This is a genomic window from Nocardioides sp. Soil777 (assembly GCF_001428425.1).
GTDB lineage: Bacteria > Actinomycetota > Actinomycetes > Propionibacteriales > Nocardioidaceae > Nocardioides > Nocardioides terrigena.
Map to the genome: position 1 here is coordinate 183,744 of NZ_LMSN01000001.1, position 22,928 is coordinate 206,671.

Genomic DNA, 22,928 nt, shown 5'->3' on the forward strand with positions numbered 1-22,928 from the left:
GGGTGGGAGCTTCAGTTCGGTACGACGACGGTCCCGGCGCCGCCGGTCGGGTCGCCGGTCACCGCCTCGACGATGTGGGCCAGGCTGGTGATGGCGGCGCGCCCACCGCCCTGCTCGACGAAGCGGCAGGCGGCGTCGACCTTGGGGCCCATCGACCCGCTCGCGAAGTGGCCCTCGGCGGCCAGCGCGCGCATCTCCCCCACCGTGACGCGGCCGACGGGTGTCGCCTCGGGGGTGCCGAAGCGCAGCACGGCGTGGGACACGTCCGTCGCGATGACGAGCACGTCGACGGTGATCGACCGCGCCAGCAGGGCGGCCCCGAGGTCCTTGTCGATGACGGCCTCGACGCCGGTGAGCGTGCCGTCGTCGCGGCGTACGACGGGGATGCCGCCGCCCCCGTTGGCGATCACGACGAAGCCGGCCACGACGAGGGCGTGCACCGCCGGGGCGTCGACGACCTCCAGCGGCTCGGGCGAGGCCACCACGCGGCGCCAGCCCTTGGCACCCCGGTCCTGCCACGTCTCCCCGTGGTCGACCAGGAGCCGCGCCTCCTCGGCGGGCAGGTAGCGACCGATGGGCTTGGTCGGCGTCCGGAAGCCCGCGTCGTCCGCGTCCACGAGGGTCCGGGTGACCACGGCGGCGCTGCGCCGCGCGACCCCGCGGCGCGCCAGCGCCGCGTCGAGCGCGTCCATGAGCACGAAGCCGAGGGTCGCCTGCGTCTGCGCGCCGCACCAGTCCAGGGGCACCGGGGGCACCACGGCCGCGGCGAGCTCGTTCTTGACCAGCAGGTTGCCCACCTGCGGGCCGTTGCCGTGGGTCACCACGACGTCGACCCCGGCGGCGACGAGGTCGGCCACCGCCTCCATCGCCGTCTCGGCCGCGGCGATCTGGTCCTCCGGGCGCGCCCGGCCGTCGGGGCTGGTCATGGCGTTGCCGCCGAGCGCGAGCAGCGCCCTCACAGGTGGTCCACCTCCGCGGAGGCGGCGCCGCCCGAGAGCCGCTCGTAGCCCGGACCACGGTCGAAGAAGGCCTCGTCCCCCCGGGTGCGGCCGGCCCGCTCGGCGGCCGTCGCCCCGGCGTCGTGGCCCAGCGAGTCGTCGTCGAGGGTCCCGGTGAGCACCACCCCGTAGTCGGCCAGCGCCGCCTCCGGCGACACCTTGCGCCAGACGACGTCGCGGACCACCAGGGCCGGGTCGCGGACCAGCGGGTCGCCCCAGCCGCCACCACCCGTCGTACGGATCCGGATGACCTCGCCGGCGCGCACCGGCTCGTCGTCGGCGAGGGCGTCGACCTGGCGCTCGTGCGGCCCACCGGGGTCGATGGTGACCTCGAACGGCCTGCCCGCCCGGCCGCCCCGGACGCCCCAGCACGCCAGGATCGAGCGGTCGGCGATCGACATGAAGTGACCGTCCTTGAGCATCCGGATGTGCTTCTCGTAGCCGAGGCCGCCGCGGTGCTCGCCGGCGCCGCCGGAGTCCATGGCCAGCCCGAGCGACTCCACGAGGAAGGGGAAGCGCGCCTCGGTGAACTCGGTCGGCAGGTTGCGGGAGTCGGGGACGACGTGGATGGTGTCCTCGCCGTCGGCGTAGTAGCGGCCCCCGGAGCCGCCGCCCAGCACCTCGCGCATGAGGTAGGGGCGCCCGTCGCGGTCCTCGCCGTAGACCCCGGTGTAGCGGATCGTCTCCTGGTCGGCCGGCATCCTGCCGTCGACCGCCTTGGCGACCACGCCTGCGAGCACGCCGAGCAACCGGAGGATGACGAAGGTGCGGGCGTTGGTCGGCGCCGGGAAGACCGGCGTCAGCAGCGTCCCGGGCTCGGGGAAGCGCATCTCGATGAGCGGCACGACGCCCTCGTTGACGTCGAGCTCGGCCATCCGCTCGGGAGATTCGGCCAGGTTGCGCAGGATCGGCGCCAGCCACTTCTTGAGGAACACGCCGTCGCTGTAGTCGCCGCAGTGGTTGATCGGGCCCTTCGCCTGCGGGCCGGTGCCGTCGAAGTCCAGGACCAGCCGCTCGCCGTCGGGATCGTCGGCCGCGGTGCGGGTGAGCGTGATGCGCTGCGTGTGCAGCCGCGGCTCGTCGACCCCGTCGTGCTCGGCGTAGTCCTCCCAGGTCCACGAGCCCACGGGGACCTGGCTGAGGATCTCGCGACGGTACGTCGTGGTGGTGCGGTCGAGGATCGCGTCGAAGCACGACTCGACGGCGTCGACGCCGTACCGCTCGAAGAGCTCCCCGAGCCGGCGCGCGCCCATCAGGCACGCCGAGCACTCGGCGTCGAGGTCGGCCGCGAGCGACTCGGGCATCCGGGAGTTGCGGGTCATGATCGCCAGCGCCGCGCGATTGGGCACGCCGGCGTCCCACAGCCGGATGGGCGGCACCATCAGCCCCTCCTCGAAGACGCTGGTGGCGTGGCTGGGCATCGAGCCCGGCACGGCGCCGCCGATGTCGTCGTGGTGGCCGAAGGCCTGGACGAACGCGACGACGCGGCCGCCCGAGAAGACCGGGACGGTGACGCACAGGTCGGGGAGGTGGCCGATGCCGCCCTCGGAGCGGTAGACGTCGTTGTGGAAGAACACGTCCCCCTCGCGCATCTCCTCGATCGGGAAGTCGCGGGCCACCGGGTGCACGAGCGCGGAGTAGGACCGGCCGGTGAGCTTGCGGAGCAGCCGGTCGTGGATGCCGGCGCGGAAGTCGTGCGCGTCGCGGATCATCGGGCTGCGGCTCGTCCGGCCGATGGCGGTCTCGACCTCCAGCTCCACGCTGGCCAGCGACCCCTGGACGATCTCCACCAGGACCGGGTCGGCGCTCGCGCCGGCGTCGTCGGTGAGCATCCCGTAGGGGAACCGGGTGGGCACGCGGCGGCTCATCACGCCTCCTTGGTGACGATGATGTTGAGGTGGTCGTCGACCCGGGCGGTGAAGCCGGGGTGGACGGGGACCGTCGAGCCGAACTCCTCGATGATCACCGGCCCCCGGACGACGTGTCCCGGACGCAGGTCGGGTCGCCACAGCACGGGCGTGGTGACGTAGCCGTCCGCCGCCTCGAAGCAGACCGGTCTCGACGCCGCTTCCCCGGCAGTCGCGTCGAGCGGGGTCGGGGCCTCCTCCGCCGTGCGGATCTCCGGGCGGGTGATCGGCCCGATCCCCGAGACCCTGAGGTTGACCCACTCGACCTGCTGCGAGCCGTCGCCGGAGAAGTCGTAGCCGTAGAGGGCACGGTGCTCGGCGTGGAACCGCCGGGCGACCTCGGCGAGCGCGTCCGCGTCGAGCGGGCCGTCGGGCACTCCGACGCGCACCTCGAACGCCTGCCCGAAGTAGCGGACGTCGGCCGTCCGGACGAACCGGTGCACCTCGGGGGCGAAGCCCTCCTTGACCAGTGCCGTGCGCGCCCGCGTCGTGAGGGCGTCGTACGCCGCCTGCACGGTCGTGACGTCGAGCGCCTGGTGGAGGGTGACGTGGGTCTGCACGTAGTCGTTCTTGACGTCGACGGTGAGCAGCCCGAACGCCGACACGTTGCCGGGGTTGGGCGGCACCAGGACGGTGGGGATCCCGAGGACGTCCATGAGCCGGCACAGCAGCAGCGACCCGGAGCCGCCGAACGTGGTCAGGGTGAAGTCGCGGACGTCGAGTCCTCGCTTGACCGTGACCTGGCGCAGCGCGTTGGCCTGGTTCCAGGCGGAGATCTCGAGCACCCCGGTGGCGCAGGCCTCGGGCGACATGCCGAGCTCGGTGGCCAGCGCCTCGACCCCCGCCCGGGCCGCGGCGGCGTCGAGCGGGATCTCGCCCCCCAGCAGGTGCGGTGGGATGCGGCCCAGCATGACGTGCGCGTCGGTGATGGTGACCTCGCGACCGCCCCGGGCGTAGCAGATCGGGCCGGGGTCGGCCCCGGCCGACCGGGGGCCGACCTTGAGCGTGCCCTCGGGCGAGAGCCAGGCGATGGAGCCGCCGCCGGCGCCGACGGTGACGACGTCGATCATGGGGATCTTGGACGGGAAGGCGCCGACGGAGCCCTCGGTGGTGAGCGTGGGCTCGCCGTCGATGACGACCGAGACGTCGGTCGAGGTGCCGCCGCCGTCGCTGGTCAGGACCCGGTCGAAGCCCGCCACCTGGGCGATCAGCGCGGCACCGAGCGCTCCGGCGGCGGGGCCGGACAGCACGGTGGTGATGGGCTGGTGCACCACCTCGTCGGCGGAGAGCACGCCGCCGTTGGACTTCATCACGTAGAACGGCACCTTGCGGCCGCCGTACTGCTCGAGGCGCCGGCTGATGTTGGCGACGTAGCGGCTCAGGCGGGGTTTCACGGCCGCGTCGACGAGGGTCGTCATCGCCCGCTCGTACTCGCGGTACTCGCGCAGCACCTCGCTGGACAGCGAGACGACCGCCTCGGGGTGCTCCTCGCGCAGGATCGCGCGCATCCGCTCCTCGTGGTCGGGGTTGGCGTAGGAGTGCAGGAAGCAGACCCCGAGGGTGTCGATGCCGCGCGCCCGGAACCAGCGCGCCACCCGGCGGGCGTCCTCCTCGTCGAAGGGGCGCACCTCCGCGCCGGTGAAGTCGAGGCGCCCGCCGACACCCTTCACGAGGTCGCGCGGGACGATGCGGGGCGGCTTGACCCAGAAGTAGGAGTTGCCGTAGCCGTCGGGCACGGACTGCCGCGCGATCTCGAGCATCGCGTCGTAGCCCTCGCTGGTGATGAACCCCAGCGCCTCGACCTTGCCCTCGAGCAGCTGGTTGGTGGCGACCGTGGTGCCGTGGCTGACCGCCGTGACCGCGTCGCCGCTGCCCCGCGGCAGGTCGAGGAGGTCCAGGACCTTGTCGATCCCGGCCATGAACCCGTCGGCCGGGTCGGCGGGCGTCGAGGGGGTCTTGGTCGTGACCATCTCCCCGCTGTCCTCGTCGAGGGCGACCACGTCGGTGAAGGTGCCGCCGGTGTCGATGCCGATCCGGATGCGCCGGGGTGCTGGGGGCATGCGGACCATTCAAACGACCGCGTACGCCGCCGGGCGAGGTCACATGTTGCCGACGGATCGGCTCCGGGCTGTCAGGTCATGCCAGCGCAATGCCGGGCACGGGCTCAGGTGGCGCGGCGTGCCGCCTCGAACGCCGAGGCGATCTCCAGCAGCCGGCGGTCGGCGCCGTGCGGTGCCACCACCTGGATCCCCACCGGCAACCCCTCGGGCGTGTGCCCGGCCGGCAGCGAGATGGCCGGGCAGCCGGTGACGCTGATGAAGTACGCCGAGCGCATCCAGTCGAGGTAGGTCTCCATCGGCCGGCCGTTGATCTCGGTGGGGAACTCCTGGTCCGCGGGGAACGGCGGCACCTGCGAGACAGGCAGCACCAGCACGTCGTACTGCTGGAAGAAGAGGCGCATCGTCTCGGCGAGCGCCGTGCGCTGCGTGTAGGCGCGGGCGACGTCGGCGCCGGTCAGGCCCGCCCCGAGGCGGATGTTGTCGGCGAGGGACTGCTTGAAGCCGTCCGGGTGGTCGGCGAGCAGGGGCCCGAGCTTGGCCTGCAGGTGCCACGCGCGCAGCGTGCGGAAGGTGTCGTCGGCCAGGGACAGGTCGGGGTGGGCACCCGAGACCTGCGCCCCCTGGTGGGCGATGGTCCGACCGGCCTCCTCCACGACGGCGGCGACGCGGTCGTCGACCTCGAAGGCGCCGCCGAGGTCGACGCTCAGGGCGACCTGGAGACCCAGCAGGTGTCCGGTCACGGGCGGGGCGAAGGCCGAGCCCCGGTCCCCGAGGGCGAGCGGGGCGCGCGGGTCCGGACCCGCGAGCACCGAGAGCAGCAGGGCGAGATCGCCGACGTCGCGCGCCATCGGCCCGGCGACCGACGTCGTCTCCCACTGGTTGTAGTGCGGCCACTCCGGCACCCTGCCGAGCGAGGGCCGCAGGCCCACGACCCCGCAGAACGACGCCGGGTTGCGCAGCGAGCCGCCCATGTCGGACCCCTCGGCCAGGGGCACCATCCCCGAGGCCAGGGCGCACGCCGCTCCCCCGCTGGACCCGCCCGCGGAGAACCGCGGGTCGACCGGGTTGAGCGTCGTCCCGAAGACCCGGTTGAAGGTGTGGGAGCCGGCGGCGAACTCAGGCACGTTGGTCCTGCCGATCACCACGACGCCCGCGCGGCGCACGCGCTCGACCACCAGCTCGTCCCGCTCGGGGACGTGGTCGGCACGCAGCGGGGAGCCGTAGGTCGTGCGCCAACCGGCCACGGCGTGGGTGTCCTTGAAGGCGAACGGGAGGCCGTGCAGCGGACCCACGTCGGCACCCGCGGCCAGGGCCTCGTCGGCCGCGGCCGCCCCGGCACGGGCGCGCTCCTCGTCGAGGGAGACGATCGCGGTGAGCTCGCCGTTGCGCTCGGCGATGCGCGTCAGGTGCAGGTCGAGGAGCTCGCGTGCGGAGATCTCGCGGTCCGCGACCGCGGCCGCCATGGCGCGCGCCGTCGACGCGACCGTGAGGTCGGTCATCGGCGGCGACCGAGGAGGGCGCCGGCCAGGACGCCGGCGAGGACGAGCCCGGCCCCCACCGCCACACCACGGAGGAAGTCGTCCTGCGACGAGGCGGGAGCAGCGGGCGCCGTGAAGACGGCGCCGACGACCGGCTCGGCCCCTCCCGCGGCCGGCGCCGGCGACACGGGCGCGGCGACGGACGGGGCGGCTCCGCCGAGGACCGCGTCGACGTTGCCGAAGAACTCCACCGCCATCCGGCGCGACACCGACGTCAGCATCCGCTGCCCCACTCCCCCGACCATGCCGCCGACGACCGCGTCGGCGTCGTAGGTGACCGTGGTGGTGCCGTTGCCCGCGTCGGCGAAGGACACCGCGATGTCGGCGCCGATCGTGCCCGGCGCCCCGGCACCCTGGAGCACCATCCGCAGGGACCGGTGCTCCTGGAGGTCGTGGAGCCGGCAGGTGCCGGCGTAGGTGCCCTTGATCGCGGCGACGCCCGCCGTGACGGTCAGGTCGTAGGAGTGCTCGCCGGTGGCCTGGAGGCGGGAGCAGCCCGGGATGGTCCTCACCAGCACGGCTGGGTCGAGCAGGGCGTCCCAGACCCGCTCGACGGGGGCGTCCAGGACGTTCTCACCGGCGAACTTCATGGGGTCTCCTTCGACTGGCGCAGGGCGTGCAGCTCGGACGGCGAGATCGGCATCGCCGTGATGGGGAAGCCCTCGGCGTCCTCGATCGCGGCGGCGATCGCGGCCGAGCCCGGGATGACCCCCGCCTCGCCGGCACCCTTGATGCCGAGGCGGTTGAGGGGCGACGGCGTCTCGAGGTGGTCGATCTCGATCGTGTCGGGGACCTCGGTGACGTAGGGCATCAGGAAGTCCATGAACGACGCGTTGAGCAGCTGCCCGGAGTCGTCGTACTCCATCCGCTCGTAGAGGGCTCCGCCGACGCCCTGCGCCACCCCGCCGTGGATCTGCCCCTCGACGATCATCGGGTTGATGATGCGGCCGCAGTCGTGGACCACGGCGTAGCGCAGGATCCTGATCTCGGCGGTGTCGGGGTCCGTCTCGACGATCACGGCGTGCATGCCGGAGGCGAAGGTCGCCCGTTGCGGCGAGTAGAAGTCGCGTGCCTCAAGCCCGGGCTCGTCGTCCTCGGCGACCGGCGGCCTGCCCGGGTCGCCCACGGCGAACTGGGTCGCCGCCTTGGACGCCTCGTCGAAGGCGTAGCGCAGCGGGTTGGACAGCACCGCCACCGTGCCCAGCGCGAGGGACGCGTCCGTGCCGCGCACCTGCACGAGGCCGTCGACGATCTCGAGGTCGGCGGCGTCCGCCTCGAGCGCCTCGGCCGCGATCCGCAGCGCCTTCTCCCGGACCGCCTGCGCGGCGAGCTGGACCGCGGAGCCGCTCATCACCGCGGCCCGCGAGGCGAAGGTGCCCACGGCGTACGGCATCTTGCGGGTGTCGCCGGAGACGACCTCGACGTCCTCGAGCGGGACACCGAGCTCGTCGGCGACGATCTGCGCGAAGACGGTCGCGTGGCCCTGCCCCTGGGTGGTGAGTCCGATGGCGACCTTGACCTTGCCGGAGGTCTCCACGTGCACGTGGGCGCCCTCGTAGGGGCCGACGCCGGTGCCCTCGACGTAGCAGGCGAGGCCGATGCCGATGCGGCGACCCTGGGCCGCCGCCTCGGCCTGCAGCGCCGGGAAGCCGTCCCAGTCGATCAGCGCCTTGAGCTTGTCCAGCGACGCCGGGTAGTCGCCCGAGTCGTACTCGAGCTCGCGACCGTCCTGGAAGACCAGCCCGTGGTCGTAGGGGAACTCGTCGGGCTGGATGAAGTTGGCGGCCCGCACCGCGGCCCGGTCGAGGCCGAGGTCGGCGGCGATCGCGTCCATGGTCCGCTCCATGACGAAGCAGCCCTGCGGCCGGCCCGCGCCGCGGTAGGGGGTCACCATCACGGTGTTGGTGAACAACGACTCGAACCGCACGCGGTAGGCGCCCGGCTTGTAGGGGCCGAGCAGCTGGGTCGCGGTGATGATCGGCACGATCAGGCCGTACGGCGAGTAGGCGCCGTGGTCGTGCCAGAACGTCACGTCGAGGCCCAGCACCCGACCGTCGCCGTCGAAGCCGACCTCGACGTGGTGCACCTGGCCGCGCTCGTGGGCGGAGGAGATGAAGTGCTCGCGCCGGTCCTCGGTGAACTTCACCGGCCGGCCCAGCGCCCGCGCCGCCATCGGCACGAGCAGCTCCTCGGGCCACGGGTGGTTGATCTTGACGCCGAACCCGCCACCCACGTCGGGGGTGATGACGTCGACCTGCGCGAGGTCCAGGCCCAGTCGGGCGGCGACGCACCCGCGCACCCCGGTCGAGGTCTGGGTGGAGCTCCACACCGTCAGCCGGCTGGTGTCGGGGTCCCAGCGGGCGACGACGCCGCGGCCCTCCATCGGCTGGCACGAGCTGCGCTCGATCGTCAGGTCGAGGGAGAGCCGGCGTGGCGCGGTGGCGATGGCCGCCGGGGCGTCGCCGTGGTGCTGCTCCATCCGGGCCCCGACGTTGCCCGGCACGTCGTCGTGCACGAGGTGCGTCGCGGCCCGGGCGGCCTCGATGCCGACCACCGCCGGCAGGAAGTCGTAGGTCACCCGGATCCGGTCGACGGCGTCCTCCGCGACGTAGCGGTCGTCGGCGACGACGAAGGCGATCGCCTCGCCGACGTGGTTGACCTCGTCCTTCGCGAGCGCGAACTGGGTGCGGCCGTGGGTCAGCGCCGGGTGCGGGATGAGCAGCGGCAACGGGTCGGCCATCACGCCGTCGAGGTCGTCGTGGGTCCACACCGCGTGCACGCCCTCGAGGTCGAGGACCGCCGAGACGTCGATGTCGAGGATCCGCGCGTGCGCGTGCGGCGACCGGAGCACGGCCGCGTGCAGCGTGCCCGGCCCGACGAGCACGTCGTCGACGTACCGTCCGCGACCGCGCAGGAAGCGCTGGTCCTCGACCCGGGGGACCCTCTCCCCGAAGAGCTTGGTGGTCACGACCCACCGCCCTGGATCTCGGCGGCGCGCAGGACCGCGGCGACGATGTTCTGGTAGCCGGTGCAGCGGCACAGGTTGCCCGCGACCATCTCGCGGGCCTCGTCGCGGGTGGGCGTGGGGTTGTCCCGCAGCCCGGCCGTGATCGTGGTGAGGAAGCCGGGGGTGCAGAAGCCGCACTGGAGGCCGTGGCAGTCGGCGAAGGCCTGCTGGACCGGGCCCAGCGAGTCGTCGGCCCCGGTGAGGCCCTCCACGGTGGTGATCTCCACGTCCTCCGAGGCCACCGCGAGCATCAGGCAGGAGCGCACGGGCGCCCCGTCGACCAGCACCGTGCAGGCACCACACACGCCGTGCTCGCAGCCCACGTGGGTGCCGGTGAGGCCGCAGTCGTGTCGCAGCGCGTCGGAGAGCAGGCGGCGGGGCTCGACCGAGATCGCGTGCGCGGCGCCGTTGACGCGCAGGGTGACGTCGCGGCGCTGCGTGCCCGCGGTGTCGGACGTCGGCGTGTCGGTCGTCGGGCGTTCTGTCATCGGGCGTTCTGTCATCGGGTCAGGCTCCTGGACGACGCGTCGGCGATGGCCGCGGACACGACGCGTCGGGTCAGCACCGCGACGAGGTGGGCGCGGTAGTCGGCGGTGGCGTGGATGTCGGCCGCGGGCTCGAGGGACGCCAGCGCGGCCTCGCCCGGGTCACCGCCGCCGGTGACGACGTCGGTGAGGTCGACGACGACCGGGGTGTCGCTCACCGACACGAAGCCTGCCCGCACGTCCACGACCTGCTCGCCCTCGCGGCGTACGACGACCGCGAGGCCCGCCATGGCGTAGTCACCGTGGCGACGGGCGATCTCCTCGAACGCGACTCCCCCACCGGCCGGGAGCGCCGGGAAGAACGCCGACGTGGCGACCTCGTCGTGGCCCAGCGACGTCTCCAGCGGTCCGACGAAGAGGTCGGCCGCCTCGACCGTGCGACGCCCGGCGGGACCCTCCGCCGCCACGGACCCCCCGAGGAGGCGCAGCACCACCGGCATCTCGGCCGCCGGGTCCGCGTGCACGATCGAGCCGACCGTCGTCCCGCGGTTGCGGATCGTGGGGTGCGCGACGTGCTGCAGGGCCAGGCGGAGCAGCGGCTGGCAGTCGGCGGCCTCGTCGGAGGCGAGCACGGCGGCGTGCCGCGCGAGCGCCCCGATCGTGACGCCGGCGGCATCGACACGGATCGAGTCCAGGTCGGGGATGCCGCCGAGGTCGACGAGGGCGGTCGGCGCCGCCAGCCGCATCGAGAGCAGCGGGACGAGCGACTGCCCACCGGCCAGCACCTTCGCGTCCGGGTCGGCCGCGAGGAGCCTCACGGCCTCCGCGGTCGATCCCGGCCGGTGGTAGGCGAACGGCGCCGGCTTCACGGGACGTCTACTCCTTCGTGGACGGGGCCTGGCTGACGCGCCCAGTGTCGTCGCCGGAGCGCAGGTTGGCCATGTGGTAGAAGACGATGACCAGGATGGTGCCGAGCGCGATGCCACCCAGCTCGAAGTCGTCGGTGATCTGCAGCGTGACGTTGCCGATGCCCGCGATCAGTCCCGCCGCGAGGCCGACCAGGTTGAGCGGGTCGCCGAAGTCGACGCGGTTCTCGACCCAGATCTTGGCGCCGACGAGGCCGATCATCCCGTAGAGGACGACGGTGATCCCGCCGAGCACCCCGCCCGGGGTCGCGTTGATGACGGCACCGAACTTCGGGCACAGGCCGAGCAGGATGGCCACCACCGCGGCGACGTAGTAGGCGGCGGTCGAGTAGACGCGCGTGGCCCCCATGACCCCGATGTTCTCGGCGTAGGTCGTCGTCGGCGAGCCGCCGAAGGCGCTGGCGAACGCGGTCGCGAGGCCGTCGGCGCCGATCGCGCGGCCCATGTAGGGGTCGAGGTCCTCCCCCGTCATCTCGGCGACCGCCTTGACGTGGCCGGTGTTCTCGGCGATCAATGCGATCACACCGGGCAGGACGAGCAGGACGAAGGTCAGCGAGAAGCTCGGACCGTGGACGACCGACACCCCGTCGGCGAGGTCGCCGCTGGGCAGGCCGATCCAGTCCGCCGCCCGGACCCCGGCGAACGAGACCCGGTCGTGCTCCGTGGCCTCGGTGGCCCCGCCCAGCACCGAGGTGATGGGGCCGAGGACCACGTCGGCGAGCCACGAGATCACGAAGCCGAAGATCAGGGCCAAGAAGACGGCGATGCGGGACCAGAAGCCCGGCAGCATCACAGCCGCGGCGACCATGAAGGCCGCCGTGAGGAGGGCCACCCACTGGTCCTGCGGCCAGTAGATCCCGGCCACGACGGGAGCGAGGTTGAAGCCGATCAGCATGACCACCGCGCCGGTCACCGCCGGCGGCAGGATGCGGTGGATCCACCGGGCACCCGCGACGTGGACGAGCACGCCCACCAGGGCGAGCACGAGACCGCCCACCAGGATCGCGCCGGTGACGTCGGAGGAGTCGCCGCCCTGGCCGCGGATCGCGGCGACGCTGGCGACGAACGACGCGCTGGTGCCGAGATAGCTGGGGACCTTGTTGGCGCAGATCAGCAGGAACATGATCGTGCAGATGCCCGAGAACATGATCGCGAGGTTGGGGTCCAGCCCCATCACCAGCGGGAAGACGAAGGTCGCCCCGAACATCGCGACCACGTGCTGGGCGCCGAGCCCCACGGTCTTGCCCCACGGCAGCCTCTGGTGCGGTGCGACCGCCTCTCCCGGCGCCGGGTCCACCACGTCCCACTTGAACATCGACATCGGGGTTCCCTCCCTGGCACGTGACCGGCGGCCCGGGAGGACCGCGCGTGTGGCTCCACAAGGTAGTGGCGCCCATCAGACACCCTCACGGGCGAGAACTGCCGAAGGAACGCCGACCGCGGTGGCAGAGGTTGGCGCGATTCCTAGGGCACGAGGTCGAGGACCCGCAGCGCGACGGCGGCGTCGAGACGCAGGTGCGGATCGCTGGAGAGGGGGCCGAGCAGTCGCTCCAGCTTGCCCACGCGGTATCTCATGGTGTTGTAGTGGAAGAACTGCAGCCGCGCCGCCTCGGCGACGTTGAAGTTGGTGTCGAGCAGCACCTGCAGCGTCTCGCGCAGGTCGGTCGCCTCGGTCGTCGTCCCGGCCAGGGGGCCCAGCACGTCGCTCGCGAACGCCTGCAGCTCGGCGTGGTCCGGCACCAGCGCGATCAGCCGGTGCACACCGAGTTCGTCGAAGTACGTCGTCGAGCCGGGGCCCCGCAGCCGGCGACCGATCTCCACCGACCGACGTGCCTGCGCGTAGGCGCCCGGCAGGTCCGCCCACGACGTCGACGTGCGGCTGACGCCGACCGTGAACGAGCGCCTCCCGCCGCCCTTGTCGCCGGCGACGGCCTCGACCACGCGGCGTACGACCTGCCGGCCGAGCGGGTCGCTGTCGTCGACCGACAGCAGGCACACCACCTCCGAGGAGAAGTCGGCCAGCGGGCTGCCGGCCGCGACCTCGCGGACCACCTGCCGCCAGGCCTGGGCGAAGCGCTGCTGCCACTGGCGGTGCTGCTGGTTGGAGACCGGCTCCTCGTCGGGTGCGGTCGGCTCCATCTCGGCGCAGACCACCACCGCGGGGCGGGTCAGGTCCCACCCGTAGGCGGCGAGGTGCTCCTCGACGTACGCCTCGTGGGCAGGCCGCCCGAGGAGCAGGTCGCGCAGGAAGTCGGCCTGGTACTTGTTCTCGACCCCCGTCACCGCGTGCTCGCGGGTGATCAGCAGGGCGGCGATGGCCGCCGCGAGCTCGAGGTCGGCGACCTCGGGCTCGGTGAACGGTGCCGAGGTCCGGCAGGCCACCAGGCGGGCCAGGTCCGTGCCCTCGGCGACGACCCGGACCAGCCGGACCTCCCCCGCCCCCAGCGGCGCCGGCGACGAGGCCGCACGCTCGACGCGGAACCGGCCGCTCGGGTCGGTCCAGTCGCCGTCGGCCAGCGCCGCCTCGACGGACCCGCCGGTGGCTCCGGCCCGGACCCGGCCGTCGGTCGAAGTGACCAGGATCCCGGCGCCGGTGACCCGGCCGACCTCGGCGGCCACGCTGTCGAGGTCACCGCCGTCGACCACGACACGGGTGAGGGCCTCGTGGAGGGAGCGGGCCGGATGGCGGCCTGGGCCCGGCGGGTCAGTGACTATCAAGACTTGCACCTGTTCGTGGGGATCGTTGGCAACACCTCACATCGGCAAACCGTAGTGCCCCCGCCTAGCGTGGACCAGCATGACGGTCGAGCTCCCCGTGAGCGCCTCGCCGCGGCTCCGGGACCGGCTCGCCGCCCTGCCCGACTCGACACCGACCGTCCTGCACCGCGGGGACCACGCGATCTACCTCGACGTGGAGGGGGCCGGCTGCATCGGCGTCCTCGGCGTCCGCGCGGCCCTCGTCCCGTGCGGGCTGCGGCTCGCCGGCCCCACGGTGGCGCCCCTGCGGGGCGACCAGGTGACCCTCCGCGACGGGGTGCTGCTGGTCGACGGGACGGCCCTGCCCGTACGCCGCGCGGTCGACGTCGCGGTCCCGCGCCTCACCGCGACCGCCCGGGTCGCTCCCACCACCCCGGTCCGGCTGGACGAGCTCGAGACCGTGCTCCTGCACCCGCCCCTGCAGCCGGCGCTGCTCGTCGGGCGCGGTAGCGGCCTCACGCCCCTCGGCGACGACGTGATCTGCGGCTGGGTCGCGATGCACCGTGCTGCCGGCGTCGACACACCCGACCACGACGCGCAGGTCCGGGCCCTCCTGCCGCGCACGACACCGCTCTCCGCGGCGCTGCTGGAGTGCGCGCTCCGGGGCGAGGTGCTCCCCCAGTTCGCGGCGTACGTCTCCGCCCTCGGCACCCCCGGCGAGGAGGCCGCGACCGCCGCCCTCGCCAGCGTCGGCCACACCTCGGGCCTCGGGCTGCTGGCCGGCGCCGTCGCCGCGCGGGAGCACCTCGCCACCACCGGAAGGACGGCCGCATGACCACGACGACGAGCCGCGACCACGTCGAGGTGCGCAAGGGTGCCTACGCCGACTCGGTGGCCCTTCTGCAGCTGAGCCGCACGATCCAGGGCATCCCCGGCATCGTGACCGCCCAGGTGGCGATGGCGACCCCGCTCAACCTCGAGGTGCTCGCCCAGATGGGCTTCGCCGTCCCGGCCGACGCCACGCCCCAGGAGATGGTCGTCGCCCTCCGGCTGGCGGACGACGCCCCCGACGCGGTGGTCGCGACGGCCGAGGACGCCATCACGACGGCGCTGACCACCCGAGCCCCCTCGACCGCCGCCGGCGTCGCACCGCCCCGGACGACCGCGAGTGCCCTCCGCGGCACCGTCGACGGCGTGGTGCTGGTCTCCGTCCCCGGCGCCAGCGCGCTCGTGGAGGCGATGGACGCCGTCGACGCCGGACGCGACGTGATGGTCTTCAGCGACAACGTGCCCGTCGAGCAGGAGGTCGCGCTCAAGCAGGCGGCCGCCGAGATCGGCGTGCTCGTGATGGGGCCCGACTGCGGCACCGCGGTCGTCGGGGGTGTCGGCCTCGGCTTCGCCAACGCGACGTCCCCCGGGCCGGTGGGCGTCGTGGCCGCGTCCGGCACGGGTTGCCAGCAGCTGCTCTGCCTGCTCGACCGCGCCGGTGTCGGGGTGAGCCACGCCCTGGGCGTCGGTGGTCGCGACCTCTCGGCGCCGGTGGGTGGGCTCTCCACCCGGGCCGCCCTGGCCCGGCTCGACGCGGACCCGTCCGTCGAGCTGATCGTGCTCGTCTCCAAGCCGCCCGCGGCCGGGGTCGCGGCCGAGATCGAGGCGTACGCCGCGGGGCTCGACACCCCGGTGGAGCTCGCGTTCCTGGGGCCCGGGCGACCCGACCTGACCACGGCGGCCGAGTCGGTGCTGCGCCGCCTGGGTGCGGACGTGCCCGCGTGGCCCGTGCACCTCCCGGTGCATCCCCGCTCCTCCGACGGGGGTCACCTCCGTGGACTCTTCGTCGGCGGCACCCTGTGCGACGAGGCCATGCTGGTGGCCGGCGCCACGCTCGGCCCGATCCGGAGCAACATCCCGCTCTCCCGCGACCTCGTGCTCGGCCCCGACCTGACCGCCGACGCGCACACGATGGTCGACTTCGGGGACGACGCCCTCACGGCCGGCCGGGCCCACCCGATGATCGACCCGACGCTGCGGCTCGAGGAGCTCGCCAGGACCGCGGCCGACCCGTCGACGGGGGTGCTCCTCCTCGACGTGGTCCTCGGCCACGGGGCCGAGCCGGACCCGGCGGCCCGGCTCGCGCCGGCGCTGGCGCAGGTCGCCCAGCCCGTGGTGGTCGCCGTCGTCGGCACCGCCCACGACACCCAGGACCTCGACCGGCAGGTGCGAGCCCTCGTGGACGCCGGCGCCGAGGTGCACCTCTCCAACGCCGCGGCCACCCGGCGCGCGGTCGCCCTGACGATCGGGGACCCCGCATGACGACCACTCCCTCCCACGTGGTCGGCGTGGGCGCCGACCTGCTCGCCGACGCGGTCGAGGGACAGGCCGTCCCGGTCACCCGCGTCGACTGGCGCCCGCCGATGACGGGCACCGAGGCGGACCTCGTCACCGTTGCCACCGACCCACGGCGCCGGGAGGCCAACGACCGCGCGCTCGCCGCGATGCTCGCCGTGTCGGCCACCCTCGTCGACGTCGGTCCGGCGTCCGAGGTGCTCGGGCTCGAGCGCGGCCAGTTCCTGCACGCCGGACCACCGATCGGGTGGGACCGCACCTCCGGCCCGCTCCGCGGTGCGCTGATGGCCGGGGCGGCGCTCGAGGGCCTGGTGGACGATCCCGAGGACGCCGTCGCGCTCTTCGAGCACGACGACGGGGTCAGCCTCGAGCCCTGCCACCACCGGGCGACGGTGGGGCCGATGGCCGGCGTGGTCACCCCGTCGATGTGGATGTTCGTGCTCGAGGACCCGGCCACGGGCCGACGCACTCACTGCTCGCTCAACGAGGGCCTCGGCAAGGTGCTGCGGTACGGCGCCTACGGCCCGGACGTCCTCGAGCGGCTGCGCTGGATGTCCGCGGTGCTCGGTCCGCTGCTGCGGAGCGCCGTCCGTGCCGGCGACCCCGTCGACGTGACGGGGATCCTCACCCAGATGCTCCAGATGGGCGACGAGGCCCACAACCGCAACCGCGCCGGCACCCTGATGCTGCTGCGCGACCTCGCGCCCGCGATGGCGACCAGCGGTGCCGACCCCGCCGACATCGCCGCGTCGTTGCGCTTCATCGGCGGCAACGACCACTTCTTCCTCAACCTGGCGATGCCCGCCTGCAAGCTCGCCCTCGACGCCGCCCGCGACATCGACGGCTCGACGATGGTCGTCGCCATGGCCCGCAACGGCACCGACTTCGGCATCCAGGTCTCCGGCACCGGTGACGAGTGGTTCACGGGACCCGCCCAGGTGGCCGACGGACTCTTCCTCGGCGACTACGGCCCCGACGACGCCAACCCCGACATCGGCGACTCCGCGATCACGGAGACGGCGGGCATCGGCGGCTTCGCGATGGCGACCGCGCCGGCCATCGTGCGCCTCGTCGGCGGGACCGTCCCCGACGCCCTCGCGACGACGCGGCGCATGCACGAGATCACCCTGGGCGAGAACCCCCGCTGGACCGTGCCCGTGCTGGACTTCCAGGGAGTCCCGAGCGGCATCGACGTGACCCGCGTCTGCCGGACCGGCATCCTGCCCCAGATCAACACCGGGATGGCCGGCCGTCGGGCCGGCGTCGGCCAGGTCGGGGCCGGACTGGTCACGCCTCCGGCGGAGATCTTCCCGGCGGCGCTGGCGGCCCTCGCGGCGCGCGTGCCGCGCTGACGTCGTACGCCCCACCGATGGGCGAGGATGGGCGCATGCCCCTCGACCCGATCGTCACCGAGACCGTCGTCCCGGTGACGCCCACCCAGGCCTTCGTCGGCTTCACCGCCCAGATGGGCGAGTGGTGGGACCCGATGCTGAGCCCGGACCCCGCGACGTACTCCAGCATCGAGATCGACCCGCAGGGCGACGTCGCGACCGTGCACGACGACGGCGAGCGCTACGTCTGGGGCCGGGTGACGACGTGGGAGCCGCTCGGCCACTACGGCCAGGAGTTCTGGCTGGGCCACGAGCAGGCGCAGCCCACCCAGCTCGACGTCACCTTCACCGAGGAGGGCGCCGGCACCCGGGTCCGCCTCGAGCACGGCGGGTGGGTGGACGGCGCGGACGAGGTCCGCGAGCGCTACGTCCACTGGGACGCCATGCTCACCCGCTTCGCCGCCCACGTGTCGTGACCACCGGGCTCGTCGTCCGTCCGGCGCGCGAGGCCGACCTGGCGGCGATGGCCGAGCTGACCGGTCTCGCCTACACCGAGGTCGACCGGCGCACCTTCCAACGCGACTGGCCGGACCCGCAGCCGCGTACGCCGGAGCGCGACGCCGCGTGGGAGCGGCGGACGGCCCACGCGCTGCGCACCGACCCGGAGGGCTGCTGGGTGGCCGAGCTCGACGGGCGCGTCGTCGGGTGCGCCATCTCCCGGGTCCGCGAGCTGATGTGGATCCTGTCGTCCTTCGCCGTCGCGCCGGACGTGCAGGGGCGTGGCGTGGGCACCCAGCTGCTGGCGGCCGCCCTGCACCACGGCCGCGGGTGCCTGCGCGGGATGTTCGCCGCGAGCGCCGACCCGGCCGCCGTCCGTCGCTACCGGCTGGCGGGCTTCACGCTGCACCCGCAGATGTTCCTCACCGGCACCGTCGACCGCGACGCCCTGCCGGTCGTCGAGCGGGTGCGGGAGGGCAGCGCCGGTGACATCGACCTGATGAACTCGGTCGACCGCCAGACCCGCGGTGCGGCCCACCTGTCCGACCACGAGGCCCTCCTCGAGCAGTTCCGCCTGCTCGTCTGCGAGACGTCGTCGAGCCAGGGCTACGCGTACGTCGGCGCCGGCGGCTCGCCGGTCCTGGCTGCCGCGACCACGCGGCGTACGGCCTCGGACCTGGTGTGGGAGGCCTTCGCGTCGTCGTCACCCGGGTCGACGGTCTCGCTGCACCACGTCACGGCCGCCAACCAGTGGGCGATCGACGTCGGGCTCGCGGCACGCCTGTCGGTGCACACCAGCGGCTACCTGTGCCTGCGCGGGATGAAGCCGCCGGCGCCGTACGTGCACCACGGCTCGCTGCTCTAACGCATGTCGGTGCCCGGCTCGAGCCGGGCTCCGGCCGGGACCTCCCCGGCGACGCGGCAGTCGCGGCCGGCGAGCACGAGGTGCTCGTCGCGGACCAGCCGGGCCGTGGTGTCGGCACCGACCCGCGCCCCGCGGAGGACCTCGCAGCGCTCGTCCAGGACCGCCGTGCGGACCTCGGCGCCCGCGCGCACCACGCAGTCCTCCATGAGGACGCTGTCGCGCACGACGGCGCCCTTCTCGACGACCACACCGGGGCCGAGCACGCTGCCGACGACCTCGCCCGACACGTCGCAGCCGGGCGAGAGCAGCGAGTCGGAGACCACGCCGGTGCCGCGCACCCGCGCGGCGGGACGGTCCGGCCAGTGCGAGATGACCGGCCGGCCGGGGTGCTCGAAGACGTCGACCTTGCCGGCGAGCAGGTCACGGTGCGACTGCAGGTAGAGCCCGGGCTGGCCCACGTCGCGCCAGTAGCCGGTCATCGGCACGGCGACCGCCTTGCCGGTCTCGACGAGGCGCGGCAGCACGTGCTCGCCGAAGTCGCCGAGGCCGCTGTCGTCGCCCTCCTGGTCACCCGACAGCTCGGCCCGCAGCTCGCGCAGGGTCCTCAGGAGCACCGCGGTGTCGTAGATGAACACCTCCGTCGCGACCGTGCCGGTCGACGGGCGGGACGGCTTGTGCTCGATCGCGGTGATGGTGCCGTCCGCCTTCGCCACGACCACGACGTTGTCCGAGGCGTCCTTCTTGGTCACCTCGGTGGTCAGCACGGTGGCCACCCGGCCGGCGGCGACGTGCTCGTCGATGACGGGCCCGAGGTCCATGTTGAAGACGTGGTCGGCGCTGCAGACCACCAGGGTCGACGCGCCGAAGGCCTCGAGGTCGGCGGACATCCGCAGCAGCAGGTCACCGTTGCCGTGCGCGAAGCCGCTCTCGGTCGCCGGACCGGTGCCGGTCTGCGGGACCATCCGGCGGAACCCGCCCCGGTTGCGGTCCAGGCTCCACGGGCGGCCCCCGGAGAGGTAGTCGTCGATGGAGGTCACCTGGTACTCGAGGGAGACCCACACGTCGACCAGGTCGGCGTGCACGAGCGCCGACAGGGCGAAGTCGACCAGCCGGTGCACGCCGCCGTACGGCAGTGCGGGCTTGGCGCGCTCGCGGGTGAGGACGTCCATGCGCCCGCCCTGTCCCCCGGCCTGCACCAGGGCCAGGACCTCGCCTCGTCGTGCCATCGTGCTCTCCTCTGCCCCGGGCCGCGGGCGGTCGCCGCGGGTGTCCTCGAGCACACCTTCGCACGCACGTCGAGACGGCTGTCACAGCGGACCTAGGATGGGGACATGAGCCTCGTCGACCTCCCGCTCCTCCCCCTCGGCAAGGGCCGTGACCTCGGCGCCGAGCGGGGCGTGGAGTGTCCTGGTGACCTGCCGGCCGCGTCCGACCCCGACCTGGTCGAGCGGGCGCGAGCGGCGAAGGCCGCGCTGGGCGAGCGCGTCTTCGTCCTGGGCCACCACTACCAGCGCGACGAGGTCATCGAGTTCGCCGACGTCACCGGCGACTCCTTCAAGCTCGCCCGCGACGCCGCCGCGCGTCCCGACGCGGAGTTCATCGTCTTCTGCGGCGTGCACTTCATGGCAGAGTCGGCCGACATCCTCACCGGCCCGGACCAGAAGGTCGTGCTGCCGGACCTCGCGGCGGGCTGCTCGATGGCCGACATGGCCCGGCTCGCCCAGGTCGAGGACGCCTGGGACGCGATGGCCGACGCCGGCATCCAGGACCAGGTCGTCCCCGTGACGTACATGAACTCCAGCGCCGACATCAAGGCGTTCTGCGGCCGCAACGGCGGCGTGGTCTGCACGTCGTCGAACGCCGACGTGGCGCTCGAGTGGGCGCTGGCGCAGAAGGCGCACCTCGACGACGGCGCCAAGATCCTCTTCCTCCCCGACCAGCACCTCGGACGCAACACCGCCGTGCTGCAGATGGGCATGTCCCTGGAGGACTGCGTCGTGTGGGACCCGCTGCGGCCGGGCGGCGGCCTCACCGCCGAGGAGCTGCAGAACGCGCGGATGATCCTGTGGAAGGGCCACTGCTCGGTGCACGGCCGCTTCTCCGAGGACGTCGTCGACGAGCTGCGGGTCAAGCACCCGGGGATCAACATCCTGGTCCACCCGGAGTGCAAGCACGAGGTGGTCCTCAAGGCCGATCTGGTGGGCTCGACCGAGTTCATCATCAAGACGATCGAGGCCGCGGAGCCCGGCACCACGTGGGCCATCGGCACCGAGCTCAACCTGGTCAAGCGGCTGGCGGACGCCCACCCCGACAAGACGATCGTCTTCCTGGACCGCAACGTCTGCTACTGCTCGACGATGAACCGCATCGACCTGCCGCACCTCGTGTGGGCGATGGAGTCGCTCGTCGCCGGTCACCTTGTCAACCAGATCACCGTCGACCCCGACACCGAGCGCGACGCCCTGGTGGCGCTCCAGCGGATGCTCGACCTGCCGGGCAAGTCGCACCGCGACTGACCCGACACTCCCGCGGACGGGTCAGGACCGGCGGCTCAGTCCGCGGGCGGCCAGTCCGCCGCGCGGGCGGGCAGCGCGTCCAGCGCCTCGCTGAGCCGCTCGGCGCTGCGTAGCGCCCGGCTGACCAGGTCCTCCACCTCGTCGCCGCCGCTCGCGATCTCGTCCTGCGCCAGCTCGAGCGCGAGGGTCACCGCCGCCACGGGGTTCTGCAGGTCGTGGCGGGCCTTCCGGGCGAAGGCGACCAGCTCGTCGTGGGGGGTCACAGTCCGGGAGCATTCCACAACGCGAGCCAGCGCTGCATGTCCCGCTCCATCGGGAGCTCGGCCGCCAGATGGTCGCGTACGGCGATCTCCGTCAGGTTGTCGCGCTGGTGCGGGCCGGTGGGGGCGAAGGCGTAGAAGGTGCCCTGCTTGTAGAGGTAGACGAGGCCGAACGTGCGGTCGTGGCCGGCGAAGGTCACCATCGAGCACAGCAGTCCGGACGCGAAGCCCTGCTCCTCGAGCAGGGTGTTGACGGTGTGCAGGTCGGTGCAGAGACCGGCCGTGTCGGTCGCGTCGCCCCGCACGACCAGCCAGGTGAAGCCGAACTCGTCCGCGCTGATGGTGACGTCGGGGGCCTCGGGGTCGTCGTCGAGGAGGCTCTTGATCTCCTCCTGCGTCCGGTCGAAGGCCGCGCCGGGGGCGGACCGGTAGCAGACCGACCCCACGCCGGTCGGCGAGTAGCCGGCGGCCGTCTCCAGGGTGATGGCGGCGCTGGGGACGAGGAACAGCGCGTCGAGGTTGTTGGCCGCCTGGCGGCGGCGGCCGGTGACGGCGTCGAGCCAGCGCATCAGGCGGTGGGCCGGCCGAGCTCGGCCTGGATGCGGGCGAGCTGCTCGAGGCGCTGCTCGAGCGAGGGGTGGGTGGCCGTGAGGGTCTGCATCGTCATGCCGCGCACCGCGGGGACGATGAAGAGCGAGTTGACCGCGCTCCCCGAGCGCAGGTCCTTCTGCGGGATGGCGTTGACACCCCCGGAGATCTTGGTCAGCGCCGAGGCGAGCGCCTGCGGCTTCATGGTGAGGTAGGCGCCCGACCGGTCGGCGCACAGCTCGCGGTAGCGCGAGAGCAGGCGCAGCAGGACGAAGCTGACGGCATAGACGACCAAGCTGATGGCGATCGCGATGAGCACCCCGGCGCCGCCCCCGTTGTTGCCGCGGCCGCGGCTCAGGCCGCCGAACTGGGCACCGCGCGTCAGCATGCCGGCGGCGATGCCGGCGGACGAGGCGATCGTCATCACGAGGACGTCGCGGTGGGCGACGTGGCTGAGCTCGTGGGCCAGCACGGCCTCGAGCTCCTCGGCGTCCAGGGTGCGGAGGATGCCGGTCGTCACGCACACCACCGCGCGGTCGGGCGAGCGACCGGTCGCGAAGGCATTGGGCAGGTCCATGTCGGAGATGCCGACCCGCGGCTTGGGCATGTCGGCCAGGGCGCAGAGCCGGTCGATCATGCCGTGCAGCTCGGGCGCCTCCTCCGGGGTCACCTCACGGGCCCGCATCGCCCGCATGGCCATCTTGTCGGAGGACCACCACTGGTAGAAGGCCACGCCGATCCCGCCCACCCCGATGAGGAGGGCGAGACCGGGACTGTTGACGGCGTACATCATCCCCACGACGAGGGCCACGAAGAGCGCGCCGAGCAGGAACATGACCAGGGTCATCCGGGCGGTGAGACCGGAGTCCTTGATGAAGCGGTTGGTCGCCATGAGGGGTCGGTGGACGC

The 22,928-nt window shown here is 73.3% G+C and carries 20 protein-coding genes; 6 read left to right on the forward strand and 14 right to left on the reverse strand.

Features of this window, described 5'->3' with window-relative positions; all coding sequences use genetic code 11:
* Positions 1-11: 11 nt before the first annotated feature.
* The 10 genes from ASG88_RS00915 to ASG88_RS00960 all read right to left on the reverse strand — a co-directional run bounded on the left by ASG88_RS00915 (position 12) and on the right by ASG88_RS00960 (position 13,639).
* Positions 12-959: a carbamate kinase gene (locus ASG88_RS00915; protein ID WP_056885526.1), complete on the reverse strand. Its 948-nt coding sequence runs from the start codon at positions 957-959 to the stop codon at positions 12-14.
* Positions 956-2,866: a hydantoinase B/oxoprolinase family protein gene (locus tag ASG88_RS00920; RefSeq protein ID WP_056885527.1), complete on the reverse strand. Its 1,911-nt coding sequence runs from the start codon at positions 2,864-2,866 to the stop codon at positions 956-958. Before ASG88_RS00920 ends, ASG88_RS00915 begins: the two co-directional genes overlap by 4 nt.
* A complete protein-coding gene (locus tag ASG88_RS00925; RefSeq protein WP_056886001.1) occupies positions 2,866-4,965 on the reverse strand; it encodes a hydantoinase/oxoprolinase family protein in 2,100 nt (699 codons plus the stop codon). Before ASG88_RS00925 ends, ASG88_RS00920 begins: the two co-directional genes overlap by 1 nt.
* Before the next feature lie 104 nt (positions 4,966-5,069).
* Complete coding sequence (locus tag ASG88_RS00930) at positions 5,070-6,464, reverse strand: amidase (RefSeq protein ID WP_056885528.1); 1,395 nt, start codon at positions 6,462-6,464, stop codon at positions 5,070-5,072.
* Positions 6,461-7,093, reverse strand: a complete 633-nt coding sequence (locus ASG88_RS00935; RefSeq protein ID WP_056885529.1) for an SRPBCC family protein — start codon at positions 7,091-7,093, stop codon at positions 6,461-6,463. The genes ASG88_RS00930 and ASG88_RS00935 overlap by 4 nt, the downstream gene beginning before the upstream one ends.
* A complete protein-coding gene (gene cutA / locus ASG88_RS00940; protein ID WP_056885530.1) occupies positions 7,090-9,471 on the reverse strand; it encodes an aerobic carbon-monoxide dehydrogenase large subunit in 2,382 nt (793 codons plus the stop codon). Before cutA ends, ASG88_RS00935 begins: the two co-directional genes overlap by 4 nt.
* Positions 9,468-10,013 carry a (2Fe-2S)-binding protein gene (locus tag ASG88_RS00945; RefSeq protein WP_235534669.1) on the reverse strand — a complete coding sequence of 182 codons (546 nt, stop codon included), beginning with the start codon at positions 10,011-10,013 and terminating at the stop codon, positions 9,468-9,470. The genes cutA and ASG88_RS00945 overlap by 4 nt, the downstream gene beginning before the upstream one ends.
* Entirely contained in the window at positions 10,010-10,864 is an 855-nt protein-coding gene (locus ASG88_RS00950) for an FAD binding domain-containing protein (protein WP_056885532.1), read from the reverse strand. Before ASG88_RS00950 ends, ASG88_RS00945 begins: the two co-directional genes overlap by 4 nt.
* A 7-nt stretch (positions 10,865-10,871) precedes the next feature.
* Positions 10,872-12,242: a uracil-xanthine permease family protein gene (locus ASG88_RS00955; protein ID WP_200956305.1), complete on the reverse strand. Its 1,371-nt coding sequence runs from the start codon at positions 12,240-12,242 to the stop codon at positions 10,872-10,874.
* Between the two features lie 143 nt (positions 12,243-12,385).
* Entirely contained in the window at positions 12,386-13,639 is a 1,254-nt protein-coding gene (locus tag ASG88_RS00960; RefSeq protein ID WP_157559498.1) for a PucR family transcriptional regulator, read from the reverse strand.
* A gap of 79 nt (positions 13,640-13,718) precedes the next feature.
* On the opposite strand from ASG88_RS00960, the gene ASG88_RS00965 reads away from it, so the two are divergent.
* The 5 genes from ASG88_RS00965 to ASG88_RS00985 are packed head-to-tail and all read left to right on the forward strand — an operon-like array spanning position 13,719 to position 18,655.
* Positions 13,719-14,453, forward strand: coding sequence for a DUF2877 domain-containing protein (locus tag ASG88_RS00965; protein WP_056885534.1), 735 nt, complete (start codon positions 13,719-13,721; stop codon positions 14,451-14,453).
* Positions 14,450-15,928 (forward strand): FdrA family protein, encoded by a 1,479-nt coding sequence (locus tag ASG88_RS00970; RefSeq protein ID WP_056885535.1) that lies wholly within the window; start codon positions 14,450-14,452, stop codon positions 15,926-15,928. The genes ASG88_RS00965 and ASG88_RS00970 overlap by 4 nt, the downstream gene beginning before the upstream one ends.
* The gene (locus ASG88_RS00975) at positions 15,925-17,313 is read left to right on the forward strand and encodes a DUF1116 domain-containing protein (RefSeq protein WP_056885536.1); all 1,389 of its coding nucleotides are present in this window, start codon (positions 15,925-15,927) and stop codon (positions 17,311-17,313) included. Before ASG88_RS00970 ends, ASG88_RS00975 begins: the two co-directional genes overlap by 4 nt.
* Positions 17,314-17,348: 35 nt before the next feature.
* Positions 17,349-17,768 (forward strand): SRPBCC domain-containing protein, encoded by a 420-nt coding sequence (locus tag ASG88_RS00980; protein ID WP_056885537.1) that lies wholly within the window; start codon positions 17,349-17,351, stop codon positions 17,766-17,768.
* Positions 17,765-18,655 carry a GNAT family N-acetyltransferase gene (locus ASG88_RS00985; protein WP_200956306.1) on the forward strand — a complete coding sequence of 297 codons (891 nt, stop codon included), beginning with the start codon at positions 17,765-17,767 and terminating at the stop codon, positions 18,653-18,655. The genes ASG88_RS00980 and ASG88_RS00985 overlap by 4 nt, the downstream gene beginning before the upstream one ends.
* On the opposite strand, the gene ASG88_RS00990 is transcribed toward ASG88_RS00985, so the two are convergent.
* On the reverse strand, positions 18,652-19,881 hold the full coding sequence (locus ASG88_RS00990; RefSeq protein ID WP_157559499.1) for a glucose-1-phosphate adenylyltransferase family protein: 1,230 nt from the start codon (positions 19,879-19,881) through the stop codon (positions 18,652-18,654). The genes ASG88_RS00985 and ASG88_RS00990 overlap by 4 nt on opposite strands.
* 105 nt (positions 19,882-19,986) lie before the next feature.
* On the opposite strand from ASG88_RS00990, the gene nadA reads away from it, so the two are divergent.
* On the forward strand, positions 19,987-21,171 hold the full coding sequence (nadA, locus tag ASG88_RS00995; RefSeq protein ID WP_056885539.1) for a quinolinate synthase NadA: 1,185 nt from the start codon (positions 19,987-19,989) through the stop codon (positions 21,169-21,171).
* A 35-nt stretch (positions 21,172-21,206) separates the two neighbouring features.
* On the opposite strand, the gene ASG88_RS01000 is transcribed toward nadA, so the two are convergent.
* From ASG88_RS01000 to htpX, 3 genes are read right to left on the reverse strand one after another with little or no spacing between them, the layout of a single operon-like run.
* Positions 21,207-21,434 (reverse strand): histidine kinase dimerization/phospho-acceptor domain-containing protein, encoded by a 228-nt coding sequence (locus ASG88_RS01000; RefSeq protein ID WP_056885540.1) that lies wholly within the window; start codon positions 21,432-21,434, stop codon positions 21,207-21,209.
* Positions 21,431-22,000 (reverse strand): PspA-associated protein PspAB, encoded by a 570-nt coding sequence (gene pspAB / locus ASG88_RS01005; RefSeq protein ID WP_056885541.1) that lies wholly within the window; start codon positions 21,998-22,000, stop codon positions 21,431-21,433. Before pspAB ends, ASG88_RS01000 begins: the two co-directional genes overlap by 4 nt.
* Positions 22,000-22,911, reverse strand: a complete 912-nt coding sequence (gene htpX, locus ASG88_RS01010) for a zinc metalloprotease HtpX (RefSeq protein ID WP_056885542.1) — start codon at positions 22,909-22,911, stop codon at positions 22,000-22,002. The genes pspAB and htpX overlap by 1 nt, the downstream gene beginning before the upstream one ends.
* Between the last annotated feature and the right edge of the window lie 17 nt (positions 22,912-22,928).